General features: G+C 70.4%; 21 protein-coding genes. 5 read left to right on the forward strand and 16 right to left on the reverse strand.

What is annotated here, in order from left to right; translation table 11 throughout:
* Positions 1–178 precede the first annotated feature (178 nt).
* Both queD and cobT read right to left on the reverse strand, forming a co-directional pair.
* On the reverse strand, positions 179–535 hold the full coding sequence (gene queD, locus Q8W71_RS20995; RefSeq protein WP_305527354.1) for a 6-carboxytetrahydropterin synthase QueD: 357 nt from the start codon (positions 533–535) through the stop codon (positions 179–181).
* Positions 536–746: 211 nt separating this feature from the next.
* Positions 747–1763 (reverse strand): nicotinate-nucleotide--dimethylbenzimidazole phosphoribosyltransferase, encoded by a 1017-nt coding sequence (cobT, locus tag Q8W71_RS21000; protein WP_305527355.1) that lies wholly within the window; start codon positions 1761–1763, stop codon positions 747–749.
* A gap of 161 nt (positions 1764–1924) precedes the next feature.
* Between cobT and cobS the strand changes: the two genes are divergently transcribed.
* From cobS to Q8W71_RS21025, 5 genes are all read left to right on the forward strand, one after another.
* Positions 1925–2749, forward strand: coding sequence for an adenosylcobinamide-GDP ribazoletransferase (gene cobS / locus Q8W71_RS21005; RefSeq protein ID WP_305527356.1), 825 nt, complete (start codon positions 1925–1927; stop codon positions 2747–2749).
* A gap of 65 nt (positions 2750–2814) precedes the next feature.
* Positions 2815–3069: a DUF433 domain-containing protein gene (locus tag Q8W71_RS21010; RefSeq protein WP_305527357.1), complete on the forward strand. Its 255-nt coding sequence runs from the start codon at positions 2815–2817 to the stop codon at positions 3067–3069.
* Positions 3070–3149: 80 nt separating this feature from the next.
* Positions 3150–4148, forward strand: coding sequence for a hypothetical protein (locus Q8W71_RS21015; protein WP_305527358.1), 999 nt, complete (start codon positions 3150–3152; stop codon positions 4146–4148).
* 235 nt (positions 4149–4383) lie between these two features.
* Entirely contained in the window at positions 4384–4605 is a 222-nt protein-coding gene (locus Q8W71_RS21020; RefSeq protein WP_305527426.1) for a DUF1289 domain-containing protein, read from the forward strand.
* Entirely contained in the window at positions 4602–5294 is a 693-nt protein-coding gene (locus Q8W71_RS21025; protein WP_305527359.1) for a retropepsin-like aspartic protease family protein, read from the forward strand. The genes Q8W71_RS21020 and Q8W71_RS21025 overlap by 4 nt, the downstream gene beginning before the upstream one ends.
* A gap of 158 nt (positions 5295–5452) precedes the next feature.
* Here the strand turns inward: Q8W71_RS21025 and dusA are convergent, their stop codons facing one another.
* The 14 genes from dusA to Q8W71_RS21095 form a co-directional block, all read right to left on the reverse strand.
* Positions 5453–6433 (reverse strand): tRNA dihydrouridine(20/20a) synthase DusA, encoded by a 981-nt coding sequence (dusA, locus tag Q8W71_RS21030; RefSeq protein ID WP_305527427.1) that lies wholly within the window; start codon positions 6431–6433, stop codon positions 5453–5455.
* A 183-nt stretch (positions 6434–6616) separates the two neighbouring features.
* On the reverse strand, positions 6617–8182 hold the full coding sequence (locus tag Q8W71_RS21035; protein WP_305527360.1) for a class I SAM-dependent methyltransferase: 1566 nt from the start codon (positions 8180–8182) through the stop codon (positions 6617–6619).
* A 58-nt stretch (positions 8183–8240) separates the two neighbouring features.
* On the reverse strand, positions 8241–9329 hold the full coding sequence (gene tssG / locus Q8W71_RS21040; RefSeq protein WP_305527361.1) for a type VI secretion system baseplate subunit TssG: 1089 nt from the start codon (positions 9327–9329) through the stop codon (positions 8241–8243).
* The gene (gene tssF / locus Q8W71_RS21045) at positions 9293–11122 is read right to left on the reverse strand and encodes a type VI secretion system baseplate subunit TssF (protein WP_305527362.1); all 1830 of its coding nucleotides are present in this window, start codon (positions 11120–11122) and stop codon (positions 9293–9295) included. Before tssF ends, tssG begins: the two co-directional genes overlap by 37 nt.
* Positions 11122–11631 carry a type VI secretion system baseplate subunit TssE gene (gene tssE / locus Q8W71_RS21050; protein ID WP_305527363.1) on the reverse strand — a complete coding sequence of 170 codons (510 nt, stop codon included), beginning with the start codon at positions 11629–11631 and terminating at the stop codon, positions 11122–11124. The genes tssF and tssE overlap by 1 nt, the downstream gene beginning before the upstream one ends.
* 20 nt (positions 11632–11651) lie before the next feature.
* A complete protein-coding gene (gene tssC, locus Q8W71_RS21055; RefSeq protein WP_305527364.1) occupies positions 11652–13115 on the reverse strand; it encodes a type VI secretion system contractile sheath large subunit in 1464 nt (487 codons plus the stop codon).
* A 137-nt stretch (positions 13116–13252) separates the two neighbouring features.
* Positions 13253–14752, reverse strand: coding sequence for a type VI secretion system contractile sheath large subunit (gene tssC, locus Q8W71_RS21060; protein WP_305527365.1), 1500 nt, complete (start codon positions 14750–14752; stop codon positions 13253–13255).
* Complete coding sequence (gene tssB, locus Q8W71_RS21065; RefSeq protein ID WP_305527366.1) at positions 14752–15267, reverse strand: type VI secretion system contractile sheath small subunit; 516 nt, start codon at positions 15265–15267, stop codon at positions 14752–14754. The genes tssC (Q8W71_RS21060) and tssB overlap by 1 nt, the downstream gene beginning before the upstream one ends.
* 73 nt (positions 15268–15340) lie before the next feature.
* Entirely contained in the window at positions 15341–16468 is a 1128-nt protein-coding gene (gene tssA / locus Q8W71_RS21070; RefSeq protein ID WP_305527367.1) for a type VI secretion system protein TssA, read from the reverse strand.
* On the reverse strand, positions 16465–17094 hold the full coding sequence (locus Q8W71_RS21075) for a DUF6931 family protein (protein ID WP_305527368.1): 630 nt from the start codon (positions 17092–17094) through the stop codon (positions 16465–16467). Before Q8W71_RS21075 ends, tssA begins: the two co-directional genes overlap by 4 nt.
* Entirely contained in the window at positions 17078–19237 is a 2160-nt protein-coding gene (locus Q8W71_RS21080; protein ID WP_305527369.1) for a type VI secretion system Vgr family protein, read from the reverse strand. The genes Q8W71_RS21075 and Q8W71_RS21080 overlap by 17 nt, the downstream gene beginning before the upstream one ends.
* A 32-nt stretch (positions 19238–19269) precedes the next feature.
* Positions 19270–19752, reverse strand: a complete 483-nt coding sequence (locus Q8W71_RS21085) for an Hcp family type VI secretion system effector (RefSeq protein WP_305527370.1) — start codon at positions 19750–19752, stop codon at positions 19270–19272.
* A 63-nt stretch (positions 19753–19815) separates the two neighbouring features.
* Positions 19816–22536 carry a type VI secretion system ATPase TssH gene (gene tssH / locus Q8W71_RS21090; protein WP_305527371.1) on the reverse strand — a complete coding sequence of 907 codons (2721 nt, stop codon included), beginning with the start codon at positions 22534–22536 and terminating at the stop codon, positions 19816–19818.
* 183 nt (positions 22537–22719) lie between these two features.
* Positions 22720–23028 carry an STAS domain-containing protein gene (locus Q8W71_RS21095; protein ID WP_305527372.1) on the reverse strand — a complete coding sequence of 103 codons (309 nt, stop codon included), beginning with the start codon at positions 23026–23028 and terminating at the stop codon, positions 22720–22722.
* Between the last annotated feature and the right edge of the window lie 56 nt (positions 23029–23084).

Genomic DNA, 23084 nt, shown 5'->3' on the forward strand with positions numbered 1-23084 from the left:
ATCACAATCTCAGACGGAGCCTCACAATCGATCCCAGCGCTTCACAGCGCCAGAACCAGTGAGCTCATCTAAAGAGATCGCGACAGCCATATCGTCTCACACGCCCCAGCCAACGCATTGTTGTGACGCGCTCTCTTGCGCCGAGCCGGCGTCCACCTCGGCGGAGAGCGCTCTCGGGTCAGTCGCCATCGTACTCCGCCCAGGACATCGGGGTCTCCGCGACCCGCACGCGGACGAGCCCCGGCAGGTCCGGGCGCAGCCGATGCCAGATCCAGGCCGCGATGTTCTCGGCGGTCGGGTTCTCCAGCCCCTCGATCTCGTTGAGGCAGTGGTGGTCGAGCCGCGCGAGCAGCGGCCCGAACAGGCTCTCGATCTCGTAGAAGTCGATCACCCACCCGGTATGCAAGTCGACCGCGCCCGCCACCGTCAGCTCGACGCGGTAGGAATGCCCGTGCATCCGGTGGCAGCGGTGCGTCTCGGGCACGTTGGGCAGCCGGTGGGCCGCCTCGAAGGTGAAGGCCTGGGTGATCTTCATCGGTTCGCTTTGGTCGTCTCGGATCGACCGCCCGCGGGCGCAGCGCCTGAGATCCGGGTTTCGAAAGGACGAGTCCTTTCGCGGGGTGCGGGGCAGAGCCCCGCGCACTTCAGGGCTCCGCCCTGAAAACCCGCCACAGGGCCCGCCCTTTGGGAACCCGGACTCTCGGGAGGTCGGTGGGGCGCTATATCATGACACCGCCCCGCCGCCGCTACCCCGCGCTGCGGCCCGAGACCCCCGCCTGCGCGAAGGTCGCCATGCCGGTGTGGCAGGCGAGCGCGCCCTTGATCAGGCCCATCGCCAGCCCCGCCCCCGAGCCCTCGCCGAGCCGCAGGCCGAGGCCGAGCAGCGGCCGCAGGCCGAGCCGCTCCAGCACCTCGGCGTGGACGCCCTCCGCCGAGACGTGGCCGGCCACGCAATGGTCGAGGGCCGATGGGTCCAGCGCGTGCAGCACCGCCGCCGCCGCGGTGGAGACGTAGCCGTCGAGCACCACCGGCACCTGCTGGAGGCGGGCGGCGAGGATGGCGCCGGCCATCGCCGCGACCTCGCGGCCGCCGAGCCGGGCGAGCGTCTCCAGCGGGTCGCCCAGGTGACCGGCATGGTGACTGAGCGCCGCCTCCACCGCCGCGACCTTGCGCCCGAGGCCCGCCGCGTCGACGCCGGTGCCGCGCCCGACCCAGTGGGCTGGCTCGCCCCCGAACAGGGCGGCGTAGAGGGCGGCGGCCACCGTGGTGTTGCCGATGCCCATCTCGCCCACCCCCAGGCAGTCGGTGCCCGCGGCCACCGCCTCCATGCCGAAGGCCATGGTCGCGACGCAGGCCCGCTCGTCCAGCGCCGGCCCCTCCGCGATGTCGCCGGTCGGCACGTCGAGGGCGAGGTCGAACACCTTGAAGCCGAGCCCGTAGGCGGCGCAGATCTGGTTGATCGCGGCGCCCCCGGCGGCGAAGTTGTCGAGCATCTGCCGGTTGACCGCGTCGGGGAAGGCCGAGACGCCGCGGCGCGTCACCCCGTGGCTGCCGGCGAAGACGCAGACCAGCGGCCGGTCGAAGCTGGGCGGCGCCTTGCCCTGCCACGCGGCGAGCCACGCGACGATCTCCTCCAGCCGCCCGAGCGACCCGGCGGGCTTGGTCAGGCTCGCGTCCCGGGCCGCGACCGCGGCCGCCGCCTCCGCGTCGGGGCCGGGCATGGCGGCGATGAGGTTGCGGATGTCGTCGAAGGGGCCGGGCATGCCGTGGTCCTGTGTGCGGGCGCGCCGGGGGGAGCCCGGCCCGGGCTGTGGTCGTCGTGTCGCGCGTCGGCGCCGAACCGGCGTCCCATTTCGCACGGAGCGCTCTATGATGGCGCCGCGCCCCTGCCCTCGAACCCGGGCGCGGACCCAGGGTGACGGCGATGGACAGGCAGACCGGCGGCGAGGCCGACTGGCCCGGGCGCGACGCCCTTCACGACCTCGCCCTGTGCCTGCGCTTCTACTCCCGCCTGCCCGTGCCGCAACTGCCCGGCGAGCCCGACCCGCACCGGGCGCCGGATTTCACCCGCCTGCCGCGGATGCTGCCGCTGGCCGGCCTGATCCTCGCCCTCCCCGCCGCTCTGGTGCTCGCCGGGGCCTGGGGGCTCGGCCTCGGGCCGTTCCTCGCCGCGACGCTCGCGGTGGCGACGCTGGCCGCGATGACCGGGGCCCTGCACGAGGACGGGCTCGCCGACGTCGCCGACGGGTTCTTCGGCGGGACGACCCGGGAGCGGCGCCTGGAGATCATGCGTGACAGCCGCATCGGCGCCTACGGGGGGCTGGCGCTGATCCTGGCGACCGCGCTGCGCATCGGCGCGCTGGCCACCCTCCTCGACCGCACCGGCCCCGCCGCCGCGGCGGCCCTCCTGCTCGCCGCCGCCCTGTCGCGGGTGGCGGCACTGGCGCCGATGGCCCTGCTGCCGCCGGCCCGGGCCGACGGGCTCTCGGCGGGGGTCGGGCGCCCAGGAGCCGGGACGCTCGCGGCGGCGGGCGGCACCGGCCTCGTCCTGGCGCTCCTCGCCCTGCCGCTCGGCCTGCCCTGGTCCGGGGTCGTCCTGATGATCCTCCTGTCGTCCCTGGCCGCCCTCGGCCTGACCCGGCTCGCGGCGCAAAAGATCGGCGGCCAGACCGGGGACGTAATCGGCGCCTGCCAGCAGGCCGCCGAGATCGCCGCGCTGCTCGGGCTGGTGGCGGCGACAGCGCCGTGAGGGGCGGTGGCGTTTGAGGTCGAGCGGCCGGTGCGGCATAAGGGGCACCGGCAGGACAGCGCGCCATGACGCACGGGACGACGAGCCGGCCCTCGAACGGGCCGACCCTGGACGAGCTGGTCACCGCGCATCCCGAGGTCATGGGCGGGCGCCGGGTCTTCCGGGGCACGCGGGTGCCCGTGGAGGTCCTGTTCGAGAATCTGGCCGACGGCCTGTCGCTGGCCGAGATCCTCGACAGCTACGAGACCCTGAACCGCGATGACGTCGTCCGGGTGCTCGAACTCACCGCCCGGGATCTGGCCCATCCGAGAGCGGAGTGAGATACTTCACGTAATAGATTTTTCGGCAAATTGATTTAGATATTATTATAAATAGCACTATAGATGATGGAGCATCGTTTGTGGGCAGTGAATATAATGAAACGCGCAATCAACATTTTATAAGCCAAGCAGAACAACGCCTGAATGCGTCCAACCCAACGGCTGCTTCACATAAATCAAAGATATATGTCTTCAATATCGTCAATCGAGACGATTATAAAGTGACACTTGAAGGCAGCGCCGCCCGGTCTATCGTTAATAATCTGTCGATGTTCGACCTATTCAGTTTTGATATTCTCGACAGGACCCAGCTAAGGCGCAATTTTGAGGCTTTGTTTCACAAGTACGAAATCTCCGTAGCCGAAAATACGAAGAATCTATTGAGCAAATTAAATTCACAAGATGGAGATATAAAGAATGAAATCATCGCCTTATTCTCATCAAAGTTACTTGGATTTATAAGAAATCCATACTCTGTTCAGAAAGTGATTAACACGTTTTCTTTGCTGGCGAAACACAGCCCAACAGATCCATCGCTGCTTGCCGATTATCAAGTCATACTAAATGGTAAAAGACCTCATCAGATCCATCTGTGTAAACAGCTCGGAATAACTGATGTCCAATATGCAGAATGGCTTCGCATAATTTTTATGCTATTGAGTCCCATGAGGCAAAATTCGCTGAATTTTTTCGAGGAAACTATAAAATCACTTTTTGAGGACAAAAATTTATATGCTGGTGTGTTTGTATGGGAGTACGATAACGACTGTTGCTTGCTATCCGACAGAGCTTTTAGCCAACCTATTGAAAGCACCATACATTTGTCTTTTTCCTTCAATCTTTGTGCCACTGCCTTCATCGATTATATTTTCGCTGATCCTGAGGCTCTCGTTCAAGGCAAAGCCGCGCCGGCCTTCATTGCACAGGCCTCTGCATCTTGGAGGCGTCGTCCTCACGCCCAGATCAATGTAACATTCATACGAAATAATATAGAAATGCTTAAGTGTTACAATAGAAGAGTGATTTATCAGAGCCATAAGCACGTTTATTGCTCGAAGAGTGTCGGAATATTGACATAATTTATGATTTGTTTTAAATTTCTCATTGAGATTGTGATATCGACATCAATCATGCCGTCAATAAAATTCGAGCCGGACTCATAAATCGCGACACAACTCGCAAATTTGTTGCATCAGGGCGCAAAAAGGGCAGTCTACCTCGGCATCAGAAGGACGCACGAGTTTTCCTGCGTCTCTCGTGCTGCTTTTCATCACCGGCCTTGACCAAGCCACGATCCCCCGGCTCAACCGGCGCATGCTCGCGGCCCCCCTCGCCCAGAAACCCTCCAGCCCCTGCACCAAGGTCTGCGTCCTCGACGACGCGGTCGGCCTGTGCCGCGGCTGCGGGCGCACCCGGGCCGAGATCGCCGCCTGGGGCTCGATGACCGAGGCAGCCAGGCGCGCGGTCATGGCGGGGCTCGAAGCGCGGCTGCGGGCCGCCTATCTTCTCCCGGCGGAGGACCGGCCGGCGTCATGATCTATCTCGGGCTCGCGGCCATCGGCCTCGTCGTCGCGGTGCTCGTCCTCACGGACGGCAGCGACAGCGTCGGCGGCGTGGTCGAGCCCGACACGCTGGCGAACCTCGCCTGGACGGGGGGCATCCTGGCGCTCGTGGTGGCGGGGTTCTGGCGCCAGTTCCGGTCGGCCCCGGGCCGGCACCTGCAGATGCTCGCCGCCTGGGTCCTGATCGCCCTCGCGCTGGTGCTCGGCTACAGCTACCGCGACCGGATCCAGGGGGTCAGCTCCCGGGTGCTCGGCGACCTGCGGCCCGGCACGGCCGTGCCCGGGGCCGGCGGCACCGTGACCGTCACCCGGCGCGCCGACGGCACGTTCCGGGTCGATGCCGAGATGAACGGCCGGACTCAAGCCTTCACCTTCGACACCGGCGCGAGCAGCGTCGTGCTCACCGCCGAGAACGCCGCCGCGCTCGGGCTGCGCCCCGCCGCCTCCGACTTCACCGCCCGGGTCTCCACCGCCAACGGCATCGCCTTCGCCGCGCCGGTCCAGCTCGACGCGCTGAGCGTCGGCACGATCACCGAGCGGCGGGTGAACGCGATGGTGGCCAAGCCCGGCGCCCTCTCCGGCAACCTGCTGGGCCAGAGCTTCCTGAGCCGCCTGTCGGGCTACGAGGTGCGCGGCGACCGGCTGATCCTCAGCCCGCCGTAGAGCGCTCTCCGCCGAAGTGGATGCCGGTTCGGTGAAAGAGAGCGCGTCAAACCAAGGACTGAGAGCCGCTCCCGATCGCAACGCGATCGGGAGCGGCTCCAGCGCGGGGCTCCGCCCCCGCCCCCCGCGAGAGGGCGCAGCCCTCTCGACACCCCGTTTCAGGCCGCGCGGGTCTCGGGCAGGTCCCGGGAGACCAGGGCGACCGCGGCGCGCAGGGTGCCGAGGTCGGCGTCGGGCCGCATGCCGTGGGTCGAGAGGTGGCGGCGATAGGCCCGGGCGCCGGGCCGGCCGTTGAACAGGCCGAGCATGTGGCGCGTCACCGCGTGCAGGCGCTCGCCCCCCGCGAGCACGGCGGCGATGGTGGGCTCGAACGCCGCCACCGCCGCGAACGGGTCGGGGGCCGGGGCAGGCACCCCGAACAGGGCGGGATCGACGGCGAGCAGCAGCGCCGGCTCGGTGTAGGCGGCGCGGCCGAGCATGGCGCCGTCGACCTCGCCGAGGCGCGCGCGCACCGCGTCGAGGTCGCGCAGGCCGCCGTTGACGGCGATCGGCAGGCCGGGACGCGCCCGCTTCAGCCGGGCGACGCGATCGTAATCGAGGGGCGGCACGTCGCGGTTCTCCTTGGGCGACAGCCCCTGGAGCCAGGCCTTGCGGGCGTGGACGATCAGCCCGTCGACCCCGGCCGCGACGACCGCCCCGGCGAGCGCGTCGAGGGCCGCCTCCGGGTCCTGGTCATCGACGCCGATGCGGCACTTGACCGTCACCGGCACCGACACCGCCGCCCGCATCGCCGCCACGCAGTCGCCGACGAGCGCCGGCTCGCGCATCAGGCAGGCGCCGAACCGGCCCTCCTGCACCCGGTCGGAGGGGCAGCCGACGTTGAGGTTGACCTCGTCGTAGCCGAAATCCGCGGCGATCCGCGCCGCCTGCGCCAGTTCGCCGGGGTCCGAGCCGCCGAGTTGCACCGCCACCGGGTGCTCGGCGGCGGAAAAGCCGAGCAGGCGCGCGCGGGGCCCGTGCAGCACCGCGCCGGTCGTCACCATCTCGGTGTAGAGCCGGGCGCGGGCCGTGAGGCCCCGGTGGAAGGCCCGGCAATGCCGGTCCGTCCAGTCCATCATCGGCGCGATGGAGAACCGCATCGCGTCGGCGGACAACGCCGTTCTCGTCACCCCGGACACCTGCTCCTCACCGCGCGCCGTCCCGCCGATGGCGCGGAGCCCCGAGGGGGCCCCGCGCGCGCCGCGCGACTGTAAAGAGGCCGGACCATGGGGATCCGCCCCCCGGAAGTCCAGGGCCGCGCCCGCACGCGGTCCCGGAACCGGTCACAGCACGCCCAGGCGCCGCCACACCGGGAGGAACTCCGTCAGGATCTCGGGGAGCTCGGCGTCGAGGTCGAGGGGCTCGGCCTCGGCGGCCTTCTCCGGCTCCCCGCCCGGCCTCTGGCGCAGCGCGATGCGCCGGACGTCGAGCAGCGTCCGGATGCGGTCGCGCACCGCCGGGGCGTCCGCCTCCGTCGCGGGAGCCCCGGTCGCCGCCTCCGCGTCGAGGATCGCCTCGTAGGCGAGCAGTTCGAGCACACCGACCCGGATCACGGTGCCGATATTGGCGCCGACGAGCCAGCCCCCCGGCTGACCCGCCTCGCAGGTGATCTCGGCCTGCGCGCGGTTGTAGCGGCGCACCCGCTCCAGCTCCGCCGGCCCGGCCTCGCGGATCGCCGGGAGCACCTGCCGGCCGCCGACCAGCATCGCCGCGATCTCGTTCAGGGCGGGCACGGTCTCGGGATCGGCCGCGGCGACGAGCTGGCCCACGGTGGCGTTGCCCCGCTTCAGCCGCTCGAGGACCGGCCCGTAGAACGGCGCGCTGAGCGTCGCCTGACCGACCGGGACGTCGAGGGTGAGGCGGACGGCGCCCGCCGGCAGGCCGAGGGCGAGCCCCTGGGCGGCGAGGCGCGCGTCGTAGGCCCGGGCCGGCGGGCGGCGCGGGCCGCGCACGAAGATGTCGCGCCGGAAGCTGCGCGGGCAGAAATAATCCGCCACGGTCTGCCGCAGCTCGGGCGAGAGGCGGTCCACGAAGGCGCGCTGCTCGGGCGTCATGCAGAGCGCCGGGAAGTTCTCCAGGATGTTGGCCGAGGCCACGTAGCTCAGCTTGGCGGGCGCCAGGGCGGCGGCCACGTCGGCGAAGAAGGCCGGCTGCCAGTGCTCGTTGAGATACTCGTGCGAGAGGTAGGGGACTTGGCCGGCCTTGAGCGCGCGTTCGACGCCCTCCAGCGTCGCGGCCGGGATGGACGGGCTGCCCATGTCGAGCACGCGCCGGGCGAGCCCGACCGCCTCGCCGATCCGGCGGTCGCTCGTGCCCCCGACTGCGCGGCCGGCGTTGAGGAGCAGGTGCTGGAGGGGGACCATCGGCGCCCAGCCCGGCATGGCGTTGTAGGTGATGCAGAACAGGCCGCCCGGCCGCAGGTAGCGGCGCAGGAAGGCGACGATGTGGGCCTTGTTCGCCGCGCTGACCCAGGACCAGACCCCGTGCATCGTCACGTAGTCGAAGGGCGGCAGCGCGACGGCGCCCGAGGCCAGCTCCTCGAAGGCGTGCTCGGCCAGGACGAGGTTGTCGAGGCCGGCCCGCGCCGCCCGGTGCGCCCCGTCGGCGATGTGGGCCGGGTTGAAGTCGAAGCCCCAGACCCGCGCGTCCGGGTAGGCGGCCGCCACGCTCATCGCCGTGTCGCCGAGCCCGCAGCCCAGCTCGCAGTAGCTGAAGGCGGCCCCCGGCTCGACGGGCGGTGCGGCGCCGGCGGCGAGGCAGGCGACGTCGAGATGGGCGGGCATCTGCTCCCGGTAGACGGCGCCGCTATAAGCGATGTCCGAGACGTAACCGTCGTTCCACTCTGTCACGGGGCGCTCTCCAGGGTCTGAGGCGGGGGCCGGCGGGCGCCGGGGATGTCCCGGGGTGTCATCGCAGCGGCGAGGCCGGGCGCAGCTCGACCTCCCCGGGCCGGGTGCGGACGCCGTCCCAGCCGAGCCAGGTGTTGAGGCCGAGCCGCCCGTCCGGGGTCGCGCGCGGGTCGGCGCCGAGCCGGCCGGGGGGCACCTCCTCCGCCCGGAGGATGAGGTGGGTGTAGACCGCGATCTCGGGGCCGAGCGCCAGGGCCGCGAGGTCGGCGAGGTAGGCCGCGAGCGGGCCGCCCGGCAGGAAGGCGAGGAACGCCCGGTAGTCCAGCGGCCCGACCACGAGGCAGACGCTGCCCTGCACGTCCCAGACCCGGGCGCCGGCGATCGCCTCGCCGCCGAGCCGGCAGAAGGCGCCCTCGGGCCGCGCGGCGTCGGGGAGCCGGGTGCAGTCCTCCGGCGCCATCGCCAGCCACGTGCCGTGGAACTGCTCGACGCGGATCGGGTAGCCCAGCGCGCCGCTGAGGATCTGGTCCGCCGCCCGGGCCGAGCGGACGCGCTGCCCGAACAGCCCGCTGAAATGGGCGGGCGTCGCGTCGGGCACCGACATCCGGTCCTTGAGCGCCGGCTGGCCGAGGCCGATCACCGCGGCGACCACCCCGTCGATCGGCGCGCGGGTGCCGGGCAGGTCCCGCCGCTCGCGCTCGATCACGAGGCGGTGCTTGGCCCAGGCCTCGTAGAGGAGGCCGGCGGCCCGGTTGTTGAACAGGTCGAGGAAGGCGCGCAGGCCGAACTCGCGCTCGCGGATGCTCGCCTGGACGATCTCGCTGAAGACGTGCGGCAGCACGCCCTGGGGGCCGGTCAGCCCGATCACCGTCTGGGTCAGCTCCGGCGGCCCGTCCTCCCGCCGGTTGAGGGCCGTGACCTCGGCCGCGGCGAAGGCGAGCGGCACCCCGGCGCGGATCGCCACCGCGGCGCGGCGCGGGTCGATGCCGCGCCCGACCGGGTCCGGCGGCTCGCGGCCGGAGGCCCGCGCCGCCGCCGCCCCGGCCCGCTCCACGAGGCGGATCGCCTGGAACAGGGTGTAGGCGCGCGGCTGCGCGAACAGGTGGTCGATCAGAGCAGGACGCGGTCGCCGGACCGTGGGGGCCATGTGCGCAGGATTCCGGTGCGGCCGATCAGGGTGGCGGTCAGCCGCGTGAAGGAGTTCACGGAGACGTAGAGGCCGAGGAAGCGCTCCAGCACGCTCGCCATCAGGAAGGCGCCGTTGCCGGAGAACTTGGTGGGGTCGAGGACGATCTCGATGTCGATGCCGCGGCACACGGCGGTGCCGCCCCGCCCCCGGACCCGGGCCGTGCCGGGGCGGGCGCTCAGGCCGACGACGCCGTCGACGAGGGCCCGCGTCTCGGCCGATTCCCGCAGGTCGTAGAGCAGCAGGATCTCGCGCAGGGCGGCGAGACCCTCGGGTCCGGCGAGCGACAGGTGGTTCAGGGCGAGGTGCGAGACGAGCTGCCAGCGCCCGCCCCGGAAGGCGGGGCGCAGGGTCGGCGTCGGCGCGGTCAGGGCCCGGACCTGGGCCACGCTCGGCAGGGGCTCGGTGGGGCTGAGATAGGGGTGGCCGCCGCCGAAGGGCAGGCGCTGGGGCAGGTCGCGGTTGAGGCAGGTCAGGTCGAGGGACAGCACCTCGTCGGTGGGTGCGCTCGGCGCCCGCGTCAGGTCGACCAGCGCGAGGTGGGTCTCGCTGCCCGCGTTGGCCGAGCCCGCGGGCTCCCGGCGGGCGAGCCACCAGGTCGGGGCCTGGGCGCCCCGCGCCCCGAGCGTGTCGAGGTCGGCGTGGCGGATGGCGTAGAACGGCAGGGCCGGGCGGCGCTCGCCGTCGTCGCCCATGATCGTGGCCCGCTCCACCCCGTAGACTTCGAGCGCCCGCACACGCCGGCTGTCGGGGACGACCCGGTAGTCGGCCGTGGTCTGGTTCAGGGCGATCGGCTCGGCGATCTGCGGGAACAGGTTGACGATCGGCGTGCAGTTGAGCGCGAACGCCTCGGCGGAGACGGTGCGCTCCAGGTCGGCGGGGGACTGGCGCAGGTAGACGAACACGTCGAGCCGCCGCCCCGGCGGCAGCCGCCCGGGCTCCGGCAGGCGCAGGTCGAGGAACAGGAATTTCTCCGGCAGCGTGAAGTACTCGGTCAGCAGCCGGTAGGCGATGTGCGCCGTGTCCGGGTAGGGCAGCAGCCCCTCCTCCGGCTCGAAGCCGACCGCGGCGATGCAGTCGGGGCCGGCGACCACGGCGCGCGGGTCGGCGGCGTCGGCGGCGAAGGCCACCGCCACCGCGTCGTTCAGGAGCGTCTCGTAGAGCCCGTAGCTGAGGCTCGGCTGTCCGCGCAGGAACAGGCGCAGGGTGCCGGGCGCCGCCGCGGCCATCTCCAGCTCGGGCGCGGTGGTCTCGAGGGTCAGCCGCAGGCAGGCGGTGGCGGCGGGCGCGGGCACGCCGGGGGGCGCCTGGAACGGCCGCCGGGCGAGCATCGCCTCGCGCACCCGCAGCGGGTGGATCGCCACCGGGTAGGCGGTGCGGTAGCGGCAGCGCTCGCCGTCGACCGGCTCGGTGTCGAGCAAGGTGCCCGCCGGGACGCGGCTCGGCTCGGCGAGCTCGGGCCGCGCCTCCATCTGCACGATCGCCATCGACGGGATCGGGTTCTGGTAGTGGGGATAGAGGATGCCGAGCAGCGCGTCGGTCAGCTCGGGGAAGTCGTCGTCGAGCTTCTGCCGGACCCGGGCGGTGAGGAAGGCGAAGCTCTCGATCAGGCGCTCGACGAAGGGGTCCTCGACCGCGTCCTCGGAGACGCGCAGCCGGCCGGCGATGCGCGGGTGGTCGGCGGCGAAGGCCGCCGCGGCGGCGCGGATGCTCGCCAGCTCGTCGTTGTAGTGGCCGAGAAACGCGTCGTTCATCACGCCTCACCCGTGTCGCGGTCGCGCTCGGCCGGCAGGATCCGGATCTCGCGGGAGGCCGGGTCGATCCGGGTGTCGTACACGACGGCGTCGCCCCCCGCCTCCAGCACGAGGCGGCCGTGGATGCGGAAGCGCAGGGAGCGGTCGAGGGGGTTGGCCGAGGCGGCGTACTCCACCACCGGCTCGTGCAGCCGCGGCTCGAAGCGGCGGATCACCGCCTCGACCTCCCGGCGCAGCCCCTCGCGCTGCTCGTCGGTGATCACCGTGCGGCTCTGGAGGTCGGGCAGCCCGTAGGACAGGATCGAGCGGTCCAGCTCGCGCAGGTCCCGGGGCCAGGAGCGGCACAGGGGCCGGGTGTTGAACAGGGCTTCGAGGTCGCGGCGCACGGCCTCGCGCAGCCGCCGCGCCAGGGCGTTGCGGCCCTCCGGCTCGGCCTCGCCGCCGAGCAGGAGCCGGTCGAGGACGGAGATCTGCGGCGCCTTCTCGGGGCGCGCGGGGCTGCGGGGCATGGGGCTCTCCGGCGCGTCCCTCAGGTCGACCGCGCCGCCCGGATCTCCGTCTGGAACCGGAAGGCGGCGACGATCTGGTCGACCTGGAAATGCGGGGTGATGTGGATGAGGCTGGTGAAGCTGCCCGGCCGACCCGGGATCTCGCTCACCGTGACGCGGCCCTGCCTGAGCGGGTAGCGCGCCTTGGTCGCGAAGCTCGCGTCGGGGTTGCCGGTGACGTAGCGCCCGAGCCAGTCCTGCAACTCCCGCTGCAGCTCCTCGCTGGTCGTCACGGTGCCGACCCGGTCGCGGACCATCACCTTGATGTAATGCGCGAACCGGCTCGCGCAGAGGATGTAGTGCAGCATCGCCGAGAGCCGCTCGTTGGCGTCGACCACCGCGTTGAGCGCCCCCTCGGGCACGCGCAGCGAGGGCGCGCCGAGCACCGCGAGGTACGCGGTCTGCCGGCACGGGCTGAGCGCGATCAGGCCGGCATCCTCCAGCGCCCGCTGCTTGCGGTCGGTGAACTCGATCTCGACGGGGCGGCGGTAGGCGCCGGCCTCGCCGGTGGAGAAGGGCGGGTTCGGCAGGCCGGTGACGAGCCCGGCCTCCTCGAGGTCGATCCGGGTGCCGCGGATGTCGGCGAACCAGCCCCAGTCGCGGAAGGCGCGGATGGTGACCGCGCCCACCGCGTAGACGCCGTTGCCCCAGAGCCACGTGCCGGTGTCCAGGCCGTGGGCGCCCTCCCGGTAGCGGAAGCCGTCGAACCGGGCCCCGTCGTCGCCCCAGGCGCCGCGCAGGAGGACGCGCGGCATCACCACGCCGAGGAAGCGCGCGTCGTCCCGGCGCTGAAGCGCCTGCCAGCGCTGGTACTCGGCCGAGCGGAACACCGAGGTGATGTCCTGGGCGATCGCGAGGTCGGCGACGTTCTCGACGCCGAGCAGTTGCGGGGCGGCCCCGACGAGGCAGGGCACGAAGGCGGCGGCGGCGACCTGCGACAGCCCGGCCAGGACGCCGACGTCGTCGATCCGGTAGGTCGCGTCCCGCTTGTGGCGCACGGCGTGGTCGCACAGCAGAAGCCCGTAGGGCAGCCCGCCGGGCATGCCGAATTCCTCGCTGTACACCTTCGCGAACAGCGCGCTCTGGTCGAATTCCAGCGCCTTGTCGAAGTCGCGGGCGATCTCGGACCACGTGGCCGAGAGGATCCGGACCTTGACCTGCGGGTCGTCGTCGGCGGCCTCCAGCAGGTAGGCCACGCCCCGCCACGCGGCTTCGAGCGCTTGCAGGTCGGGGTGGCGCAGGATCGCGTCGAGCTGCCGGGCGATCAGCGCGTCAAGTTCGGCGATGTCGCGGTCGAGGCGGTGGCGCAGGCTCAGCGGGCCGCCCTGGACGACATTGGCCAGCGCGTCCGGCCCGAACCACGCCAGCAGCGCGGCCCCCGGGTCGGCCGCGGCGGTGAAGCGGGCGTGCGCGCCGTCGGCGGGTTCGTCCAGGACCGCCCGCACGATCGTCGACCGGGCGGGGGCCTCGCCCTCCCCCCGAACGCCGGGACCGGGGCGGCCTTCGCCGTCCCGGTCTTCAGGCCGCGCGTCAGAGTCGAGCACGGCCGGGCCGAATCAGGATCCGGCACATGGGTGCGGCCTCACCCCACCTTCGGGATGCGGGCGACCATCCGCAGCGAGGTCGTCAGCTCCTCCATCTGGAGCCAGGGCCGCAGGTGGGCGACGGCGTTGTAGGAGCCGGGCGCGCCGGGCACCTCCTTGACGGTCACCTGCGCCTCCGCGAGCGGGAACCGGGCCTTGGTCTCCGGGCCGGCGGCGGCGTTGCCGTTGACGTAGTTTCGGATCCAGCGGTTCAGCCAGGCCGCGCAGTCCGACACCTCCATGAAGGAGCCGACCTTGTCGCGCCCCATCACCTTCAGGTAGTGCGCGAAGCGCGAGGAGGCCATCATGTAGGGCAGCCGCGCCGAGATCGCCGCGTTGCTGGTGGCGTCGGGGTTGTCGTACTTCTTGGGCTTCTGCGTCGTCTGCGCGCCGAAGAACACCGCGTAGTCGGTGTTCTTGTAGTGGCAGAGCGGCAGGAAGCCGAGCTTGGACAGCTCCGCCTCGCGGCGATCGGTGATGCCGATCTCCGTCGGGCACTGCTGATCCATGTCGCCGTCGTCGCTGGTGAAGGTGAAGCTCGGCAGGTTCTCGACCTTGCCGCCGCCCTCCGCGCCGCGGATCGCCGTGCACCAGCCGTACTGGGCGAAGGCGTTGGTGAGCCGCTGGCCGAGCGCGTAGGACGCGTTCATCCAGGTGAACTTGTCCGAGGTCATGCCCGAGACGACGCCGTCGGCGTTGATCGGCGCTTCCTCGAAGTTGAACTCCTCGATGGTCCGGCCGGTGGAGCCGTAGGGGGTCCGGGCGAGCACGCGCGGCATCACCAGCGACACGAAGCGGCTGTCCTCGCTGTCGCGGAAGCTGCGCCACTTGATGTATTCGGGGCTGGCGAAGATCTTCTCGAGATCGCGCGGCTTCGACAGCTCGTTGAAGCTCTCGAGACCGAACATCCGGGAGTTGGCGGCGGCGACGAACGGCGCGAAGGAGGCCGCCGCGACGTTGGACATGCCCTGGAGCACCTCCATGTCCTCGGCGCCCGAGCCGAACTCGTAGTCGCCGATCAGCGCGCCGATCGGCTCGCCGCCGGCCACGCCGAACTCGGCCTCGTAGATCTTCTTGAAGACCTGGCTCTGGTCGAACTCGACCGCCTTGGTCAGGTCCTTGTGAAGGTCCTTCTTCGAGACGTTCATGACCCGGATCTTCAGGGTCGAGCTCGTCTCGGAGTTCTTCACGAGGTAGTTCAGGCCGCGCCAGCTCCCCTCCAGCTTCTGGAAGTCGCCGTGGTGCATGATCGCCGAGAGCTGCTGCGACAGCTTCTCGTCGATCGCCTGGATCGCCTTGCTGATCGTCAGGGTCAGGTTCTTGTCGAACGTGACCGTGCCGGCCATCGCCTCCTGCGTGAGGTTGTGCAGGAGGTCGCGGACCTCGTTGGGATCGGAGGTCTTGGTCGCGCCGATCGCCTGGTCGAGGAGGCTCAGGGAGCCCTCGGCGACGGCGGCGCCCGCCTCGGGGGCGGCCTCGGTCTGCGTGCCCGCGCTCATCACTCGGCTCCCTTGTCGGACGCCCCGTCGAGCTCGGTGGAGAGCGTCTGGAGCTTGGCGGTGTTCTGGAGGACGTCCTCGAGCAGGCGCTCGAGGTCTTCCGAGCGATCGACCTTCGACATCAGGTCGCGCAGCTTGTTGCGCGCCGCGAGCAGCTTGCGCAGCGGCTCGACCTGATCGACGATCGCGCCCGGCTCGAAATCGTCCATCGACTTGAACTTCAGGTCGACGGCGAGCTGCGACCCGTCGCCCGTCAGGGTGTTGTCGACCTTGAACTGCGCGCCGGGGGTCATGCGCGCCAGAACGTCGTCGAAGTTGTCGCGGTCGATCTGCGTGAACTTGCGGTCCTTGAGCGGCTTCAGCGGCTCGTAGGACTTGCCCGAGAAATCGCCCATCACGCCGACGACGAAGGGCAGCTCGCGCTGGACCTCGGCGCCCTCGGTCTCGACGTCGTAGGTGATGTGGACGCGCGGTTTGCGCACCCTGTTGAGCTTGTGCTGTACGCTCTCTGCCATGGTCAAACCTCCGCTGTCGACACAAGAACGCGAAACGATGCTAGATCACGCGAGACAAACCCTGCCTCGGCGCTCACTCATCATCCTGGCTAGACTTGATACCGGCAACTGAAAGGATGTGTTGCACGTGATCAGGGTCGCGTGCAAGCTCTTTCAGCAACTCCGGCAGGGACATTCGACCGCGCCTGACGGCGTGCTCGATTGTGTAGGAAATCGGTGAGTGCGGCTCGGTCCGACGGAAATACGCACCGATCTGGCTCAAAACCGTTAACGCCTCTTCGCGGTTCTCGAATTCGCCCGGCCTGCGCACGGCCGAACCGCCGACTGCGACGGCGCCGGGCGCAGCGGAACCGTCCGCCGCCGGGGCGGCGTCCGCCGCGGCGACGGCCTCCACCTCGGCGCTCGCGGCCAGCCGGTCGGCCGCCACGTAGCGCAGGCAGCCCGCCACGGCGGCGAGCAGTTCCTGAAGCGGCGTGAACGAGGGCGCGTCGAGGCCGGCGGCCTGGTCCAGGGTGTCCGAGAGGAGGGCGACCGCCGTCTCGCACTCCCCGAGGGTCAGCAGGGTGTCCCGCAGGATCTCGATCGGCGTCTCCGCGACGCTCTTGCGGAAGGTCTCCAGGCTGATCGTCCCGGCCGCGATGCGCGCCTCGCGGCGGTCGGGATCGGCGATCTTCTCGAGGTCGTTGGCCTGCTCGAAATGCCAGAACGAGAAGCGCCCCGCCCCGCCGTCGGTGAGCGGCGTGTTGCGGATCGGCCGGTCGAGGGTGCCGGTGGCGCCGGAGCCCGCCAGCCCCGCCACCGGCGAGATCCGGATCTCCAGCCCGTCCTCGTCGGGCTGCGGGTAGAGGTCGTCCCAGAAGGTCTGGGACAGGCGGGCGAGCACGGTGATCCCGTCGCGCAGGCCGGCGAAGCCCTCCACGCGGATCAGCGCCTCGGTGAGCCAGGTCGCCGCCTCCAGGTCCTTGGCCTGGGACGCGAGCAGGGCGACCGCGAGGTCGATCACAGTGCTCCACGCCTCGGGCACCGGCGCGTCCGCGTCGATCGCGGCCCGCTCCTCGGCGCGCGCGGCGGCCCGGGCGTCCTTCAGGCGGTAATAGGGCGAGACGTTCGAGGCGTTCTCGCGCGGGTCGGTCCCGGCGGGCCGGTCCTCCGCGATGGGGGCGAGGATCGCCTCGATGTCGATGACCGGGGGCAGGCTCACGCGGCGCCTCCCGCGGCGGTCCGGGAACGGTCCCCGGCGAGGCGGCCGTTGCCGCCGCCGGCGATGTCGATGCCGCGCACGAGGATCTCCCGGAAGGTGTCGTCCGCCCGCAGGGGATCGCCCGCGGCGGCGGCGAGCAGCAGGCTCGCCCCGACGCCGATCGCGGCGAGGTCCGGGTGCGGGGGCACCTCGGCCATGCCCTCGGGGGCGAGGCTGCCGCCCGACCAGAAGGCGGCGAGCGCCGCGTAGGCCGCCGCGCCCTTGAAGGCCAGCGCCTCGGCCGCCGGCAGGCAGACCCGGCGCCGGGCGTCGGTCGGCTCGTAGACCCAGGCCTCCGCCCGGTCGAGGCACACCCCCTCGCCCTCCGAGAGCGGGGCGCGGCCGGCCACGACGCAGGCCCACCACACCCCCTCCCGGGCCGGCAGGGCGTGGGCGAGGAAGCGGATCGCGTCGGCGAAGTGCCGGCCGCCGATCAGCACCGAGAGAAACCCCTGCGGCGACAGGCCGGGCAGCAGGCCGGCCATCCCCTCCGCCGACAGTTCGACCCGCGCGCAGATCGCGGCGGCCCGCTCCGCCGCGACCTTGGCCAGCGGGCCGGCGGGGACGGGATCAGTTGATCTTGACAAGGCCGCCCTCGATCGTGGTCATCCCGTCGCCCTTGATCGTCACCATCGGCGCCTTCTCCTCCAGCATCGCGTCGGCCTTGATCGAGATCGTCGGCGCCTTGAGCGTGATGCCGGCCGGCGTCAGCTCGACCGAACTGCCGCCGCAGGTCAGCTTGATCGACTGCGCCGCCGTCATCTCGATCTTGCCGATGCTGCAGGTCAGGCTGGCGTTGCCGGTGTTGACCTTGACGTCGTGGTTGCCGGTCTTGATCGTCACGGTGCGGTTGCCGGTGCTGACCTCCAGGCTGTCGTTGCCGGTCTTGATCGTGTGGGTGCGGTTGCCCTGCGTCACCTCGTGGGTCTGGTTGCCCTGCTTGACGGTCAGGGTGTCGTTGCCCTCCTTCACCGTGGTGGTGCGGTCGTTCTTCACCTCGGTGATCTGGTCGTGGTCGACGGTGATCTTCTCGTCGTTCTCGACCTCGCGGGTCAGGTCGCGCTGGGCGTGGATCAGCAGGATCTCCTTGCCCTTGTCGTCCTCGAAGGAGATCTCGTTGGCGTCGGCGACCGCGCCGCTCTTGGTCGAGCGGGTGAGGATGCCGCTCTTCGTCATCTTGTCGGGCAGGGTCCAGGGCGGCGTGTTGGTGCCGTTGTAGACCGTCCCGGTGACGAGCGGCCGGTCCGGGTCGCCGTCGAGGAACTGCACCACCACCTCCATCCCCACCCGCGGGATGAACACGGCGCCCCAGCTCTTGCCGGCCCAGGCCTGGGCGACGCGGATGAAGCAGGAACTCTTCTCGTCCTTGGTCCCGATCCGGTCCCAGTAGAACTGCACCCGGACGCGGCCGTGCTTGTCGGTGTGGATCTCGGAGCCGCTCGGGCCGACGACGAGGCCGGTCACCGGGCCCCGGGCGATCGGCTTCTGCGGCGGCGGCGGCAGCGGGATCGGCACCTCGGCCGGCACGCAGACGAAGGTGCTGCGGTAGGGATCGCGCCGGACGGTCTCGCCGGGCTGCGTGTGGATCGGCGGCTCGATCGCGTCGTGCCGGACCTCGGTCAGCACGAAGCTGCGGTCGGCCAGCGCCGTGTCGGCGTGCCCCTGGACCTTGAAGGTCAGGCCCGGCACGAAGCGCGGATCCGAGGCGTTGCCGCGGCCGGTCTCGTAAGCCCCGTCCGCGTGGTCCGCGCCGATCTTGGCGGTCCGCTCGACGCTCGCCGTCTCGATCTTGCTGTCGTCGCCGTTCGACTTGACGAGGCCCATCCCGTGGACGTGCTGCTGCCACGCCGACTTGACCGACGAGGGCGGCTTGCTCGAGGTCTGCGTGCTCTCGACGACCGTGTCCGCCGTCTTGAACTCGTAATCGGTGGCGAGCCACTTGTAGTCGGTCAGCTCCGGACCGTACTCGAACGTGTTCACCGTGTCCGAGAATTGCTGGTTCCCGGGATGGTAGGCGATGGATTTCGGCTGCGCCGACGACCAGGTCTTGCTGTCGTACAGCATCAGGGTGTGTTTGTCCTTCGCATGCTCGAAGGTGTAGAAGATCCCTTCCTCGTGCATGAGCCGGGACATGAAGTCGAAATCGGTCTCCCCGTACTGAACGCAGTACTCGCGCGCCGTGTAGGTGAGCGTCAGCTTGGACTGATACTCGACGTTGGCGTCCTTGAGGAGTTGGAGGACGATGTCCTTGGCGCTCTGCGCCTGATAGACCTTGTAGCGCGCGGTGCGCTGGAGAACCCACAGCTTCGGGGCGATCTCGACACGGTACTCGCGCAGGCCCTGCTGGAGGATCCGGCCCGACCAGAAGCGGGTGACGAGGCCGTGGACGTAGCGCCGGGGCTCGCCCCCGCCGCCGCCGCCGCCGGAGGTCTCCCGCTCCCGGTCGCGGTCGCGCCCGTCGTCGGGCTCGTCCCGACGGTCCGAGACCACGTTCGTCCCGCCCGCGTCGCAGTCGAGCGACAGCGTGACGGATTTGCCCAGGAGATCCTCGGGGGCGATGCTCTGCCGCGCGGACACGGCCGTGACCTCGAAGCGGAACAGGCGGGAGACGCCCTCCTCGCCGACCATGGCGGTGGCGACGAGGGCGTCCTTGCCGAGCGGCGTCTCGAAGTCGAACCAGCGCCCGGCCGTGCCGGCCGTCGCCCGCCGCTCGGGATCATCGTCCTGCATGCGACCGGTCCGCCCTCGCGACGCCGCGCGCGTCAGCCCATCTTGGCCGAGGCGAGGTCGAAGGTGTTGCTCCCGCCCGAGCCGTCGGTGTTGTCGGCGCCCGCGCCGACCCACTTGTACATGACCTTCGTGAAGTTGAGGCTAACCGACTCGCTCGGGGACTCGCCGCCCGACGACACCGAGTAGCCGGAGATCAGGGAGTTGGTCAGCTCGTACTGCGCGTAGACGTCGAGCTTGCCCGAATCGCCGGTGCGGGTGAAGTGGACCTCGACCTTCTTGCCCTTGTTCTCGACCAGCGAGGATTCCCACAGCTTGAGCGAGGCGGCATCCATCCGCTTCGTGAACACGACCTCCGAGATGCTGGGCTTGCTGGTCTCGCGGCGGGCCGCGTCGCCCACCGGCGTGCTGATGCCGCGACCGACGCCGAACTGGAAGGAGTCGACGGCGATCCACTTCTTGTGGCCGTCCTCGGTGGCATCGCCATCGATGCCCTCGAACTTCACGAAGATCGACATGTCTCAGTCCTTCTCTGGGTGGCTGAACGGTTGGGGTGAGCGGGCTTGGTCCTGTCGCGCCGCTCACCCGGCGGCGGCGAGATCCTCTCCCGCGCCCGACGGGGAGGTAACCGGAGCTGTGTCGCTGATGCGGAAGGCGCCGCCCTCCCCGAGGCCGATCGTCAGGCTCGGGATGGTCTCGCCGTCGGCGAGACGGCGCAGGATCTGGCCCGAGAGGTCGGGCAAGAGGCTGTGCGAGAGGATGTACTCGATGTTGCGCGCCCCGCTCTCCACCTCGGTGCAGCGCGCGGCGATCGCCTCGACGAGGTCCGGTCCCCAGCTCAGCTCCGCCTTGTAGTTGTCGCGGAACCGCGTGCGGATGCGGTTGAGCTGCAATTCGACGATCTGGCGGATGACGGTATCGGAGAGCGGGAAGTACGGCACCACCGAGCAGCGCCCGAGGAAGGCCGGCTTGAACGACTTGAGCAGCTCCGGCCGCAGCGCCTCGGCCAGCGCCTCCGGGCTCGGCCGGGTCGCCTCGTCCTTGCACAGGCGGTGGATCAGGTCGGTGCCGGCGTTCGAGGTCAGGATCACGATCGTGTTCTTGAAGTCGATGTCGCGGCCCTCGCCGTCGCGGAGCATGCCCTTGTCGAACACTTGGTAGAACACGTCCTGGACGCCGGGATGGGCCTTCTCGACCTCGTCGAGCAGCACCACCGAGTAGGGCCGCCGCCGCACCGCCTCGGTCAGCACGCCGCCCTCGCCGTAGCCGACGTAGCCGGGCGGCGAGCCCATCAGGGTGCTGACCTTATGCTCCTCCTTGAACTCCGACATGTTGATGACGGTCATGTTCTGCTCGCCGCCGTAGAGCAGTTCGGCGAGCGCCAGCGCCGTCTCGGTCTTGCCGACGCCCGACGTGCCGACCATCAGGAACACGCCGATCGGCTTGCGCGGGTCGGCGAGCTTGGCGCGCGACGTCCGCACCGTCTCGGCGAGCGCGGCGAGCGCCTGCGGCTGGCCGATGACCCGCTTCCGGAGCTGGTCCTCCAGGTTCATCATCGTCTTGATCTGGTCGGACTGCATCCGCCCGACCGGGATGCCGGTCCAGTTGGCCACGACCTCGGCGATGGCCTGACCGTCGACCGCCACCCGCATCAGCGGCCGGTCGCCCTGGAGATCGACGAGTTCCCGGTCGAGCTTGGCGAACTCGGCCCGGATCTCCGCCGCGTCCCGGGGCGCCGGCTGCCCGTCAGAGGGGGCGTCGGCCTCCGCCTCGGCGCGCAACGCCCGCAGCCGGTCGACGAGGTCGCGCTCGGCCGCCCACTGCGTCTCCAGCTCGGCGAGCTCGGCCGCGACCCGCTCGCGCTCCTCGCGCGTCTCGGCGATGCGCTCGGCGTAGTCGCCCCCCGCCTTCCCCTCGCGCTCGAACACGCCGAGGCGGTGGTCGAGGAGTTCGATGCGCCGCTGCCGGTCCTCGACCATCGCGGGCGTCGCCTGGTGGCCGACCGCGACGCGGCCGGCGGCGGTGTCGAGCAGGCTCACCGCCTTGTCGGGGAGCTGCCGGCTCGGGATGTAGCGCCGGGACAGGCGCACCGCCTCCTCCGCCGCCTCGGCGAGGATGCGCACGCCGTGGTGCTTCTCCAGCGACGGCACCACCCCGCGCATCATCGCGATGGCCGCCTCGTCGCCCGGCTCCTCGACCTTGACCACCTGGAAGCGGCGGGTCAGCGCCGGGTCCTTCTCGAAGTACTTCTTGTACTCGGCCCAGGTCGTGGCGGCGATGGTGCGCATCTCGCCCCGCGCCAGCGCCGGCTTGAGGAGGTTGGCGGCATCCCCCGTGCCGGCCGCCCCGCCCGCGCCGATCAGCGTGTGGGCCTCGTCGATGAAGGTGATGATCGGCTTCGGCGAGGATTTCACCGCGTCGATCACCGCCTTGAGCCGGCCCTCGAACTCGCCCTTCATCGAGGCGCCGGCCTGGAGCAGGCCGAGGTCGAGGGAGAGGATCTCGACGTCCTTCAGCATCGCCGGCACGTCGCCCTGGGCGACCTTGAGGGCGAAGCCCTCGACCACGGCGGTCTTGCCGACGCCGGCCTCGCCGGTGAGGATCGGGTTGTTCTGGCGCCGCCGGGTCAGCACGTCGACGATCTGGCGGATCTCGGCGTCGCGGCCGAGCACCGGGTCGATGTGGCCGTCGCGGGCGCGCTGGGTCAGGTTGGTGGTGAACTGGTCGAGGGCCGACTTGCCCGACGGGGCGCCGGGGGCGGGGGCGCCCCCCTCGGCCCGGCCGGCCTCGGCGGAGCCGGCCGACGCCGCCGCGCCGCCGCCCGCCTCGGTGCTGCCCGCCGTCGCCTCGGCGAACTTGGCGCGCAGCTCGTCGCCCTTGATGTGGCCGAGCTGGCGGGAATCCTCGCGGGCGATGGCGCCGAGCGAGTCGTCGGTCAGGAAGGCCGCGAGCAGGTGGCCGCTGCGCACCGCGGCCTCGCCGCACTGGATCGAGGCGAACAGCCACGCCTCGCGCACCAGCCGCGTGACGTTCGGGGCGAGCGCCGGGGTGCGGCTGTTGCCGGTCTTGAACCGGTCGAGCACCCGGGTCAGGTCGGCCACGAGCCGCGCGGGATCGGCGGAGAAGTGCCGCAGGATCGCCGCGACGTCGTTGTTTGGCGCCTCCGCGAGCTTCAGCAGCCAGTGCTCGATCTCGACGTTGTAGTGCTGGCGGCTCAGCGTCAGCGCGACGGCACCCTCGAGCGCCTGACGGCAGCTCGGATTGAGGCGGCCGATCAGGGTTTGCAGCTCACCAGCGACCACGCCCCACCCCCACGTGAAGATTCACAGATCTTCTTTGTCCCAACCTTCAGGTTAAGGACAATCTAATTTATTATTGTGCTTATCGCATCTTGTTAATTCTGTCCGGCCGACCGCGTTGTCTGAGGTAGCGGGCGGCATCTCGTCTAAGGCTGCTGCCCGCATACTGTCAAGCAGGCTGCGCACTCACGCGTCGCGGATGTTGAATAGCCGCAAAAAGCCGCTCATCTCGAAGACGAGTTTTACACGCTCGTTCATGCCGCGGAGCAGGAGCTCCCCCTGCGCAGCCTTGATTCGCTTGGCCGCGGCAAGCAACGCCGACAAGCCCATACTACCGATGTAGTCGAGCCGGCCCATGTCCAAGATGATCCGCACGTCCCCGCGCTGGACAGCGCTGGTCAGGCTGCGATCGAGGATTCGCGAGGTGCCGCTGTCGAGCCGGCCCACCGGTTCGACGACTAGATATCCGTCCTGCCGTGTTTCCTGAATCTGCATCGCCGGGCTCTTGCGAAGGGACGGAGACGCGCTATAGCTCGACCGTTGACGGACCG

Source organism: Methylobacterium amylolyticum (genome assembly GCF_030700245.1).
Taxonomy (GTDB): Bacteria; Pseudomonadota; Alphaproteobacteria; order Rhizobiales; family Beijerinckiaceae; genus Methylobacterium.

What these genes read in the sequence shown, in the direction of transcription:
- queD (WP_305527354.1), bottom strand. Translation starts at nt 535, where the DNA reads ATGAAGATCACCCAGGCCTTCACCTTCGAGGCGGCCCACCGGCTGCCC.
- cobT (WP_305527355.1), bottom strand. Translation starts at nt 1,763, where the DNA reads ATGCCCGGCCCCTTCGACGACATCCGCAACCTCATCGCCGCCATGCCC.
- cobS (WP_305527356.1), top strand. Translation starts at nt 1,925, where the DNA reads ATGGACAGGCAGACCGGCGGCGAGGCCGACTGGCCCGGGCGCGACGCC.
- Q8W71_RS21010 (WP_305527357.1), top strand. Translation starts at nt 2,815, where the DNA reads ATGACGCACGGGACGACGAGCCGGCCCTCGAACGGGCCGACCCTGGAC.
- Q8W71_RS21020 (WP_305527426.1), top strand. Translation starts at nt 4,384, where the DNA reads ATGCTCGCGGCCCCCCTCGCCCAGAAACCCTCCAGCCCCTGCACCAAG.
- Q8W71_RS21025 (WP_305527359.1), top strand. Translation starts at nt 4,602, where the DNA reads ATGATCTATCTCGGGCTCGCGGCCATCGGCCTCGTCGTCGCGGTGCTC.
- dusA (WP_305527427.1), bottom strand. Translation starts at nt 6,433, where the DNA reads ATGCGGTTCTCCATCGCGCCGATGATGGACTGGACGGACCGGCATTGC.
- tssG (WP_305527361.1), bottom strand. Translation starts at nt 9,329, where the DNA reads ATGGCCCCCACGGTCCGGCGACCGCGTCCTGCTCTGATCGACCACCTG.
- tssF (WP_305527362.1), bottom strand. Translation starts at nt 11,122, where the DNA reads ATGAACGACGCGTTTCTCGGCCACTACAACGACGAGCTGGCGAGCATC.
- tssE (WP_305527363.1), bottom strand. Translation starts at nt 11,631, where the DNA reads ATGCCCCGCAGCCCCGCGCGCCCCGAGAAGGCGCCGCAGATCTCCGTC.
- tssC (WP_305527365.1), bottom strand. Translation starts at nt 14,752, where the DNA reads ATGAGCGCGGGCACGCAGACCGAGGCCGCCCCCGAGGCGGGCGCCGCC.
- tssB (WP_305527366.1), bottom strand. Translation starts at nt 15,267, where the DNA reads ATGGCAGAGAGCGTACAGCACAAGCTCAACAGGGTGCGCAAACCGCGC.
- Q8W71_RS21080 (WP_305527369.1), bottom strand. Translation starts at nt 19,237, where the DNA reads ATGCAGGACGATGATCCCGAGCGGCGGGCGACGGCCGGCACGGCCGGG.
- Q8W71_RS21085 (WP_305527370.1), bottom strand. Translation starts at nt 19,752, where the DNA reads ATGTCGATCTTCGTGAAGTTCGAGGGCATCGATGGCGATGCCACCGAG.
- Q8W71_RS21095 (WP_305527372.1), bottom strand. Translation starts at nt 23,028, where the DNA reads ATGCAGATTCAGGAAACACGGCAGGACGGATATCTAGTCGTCGAACCG.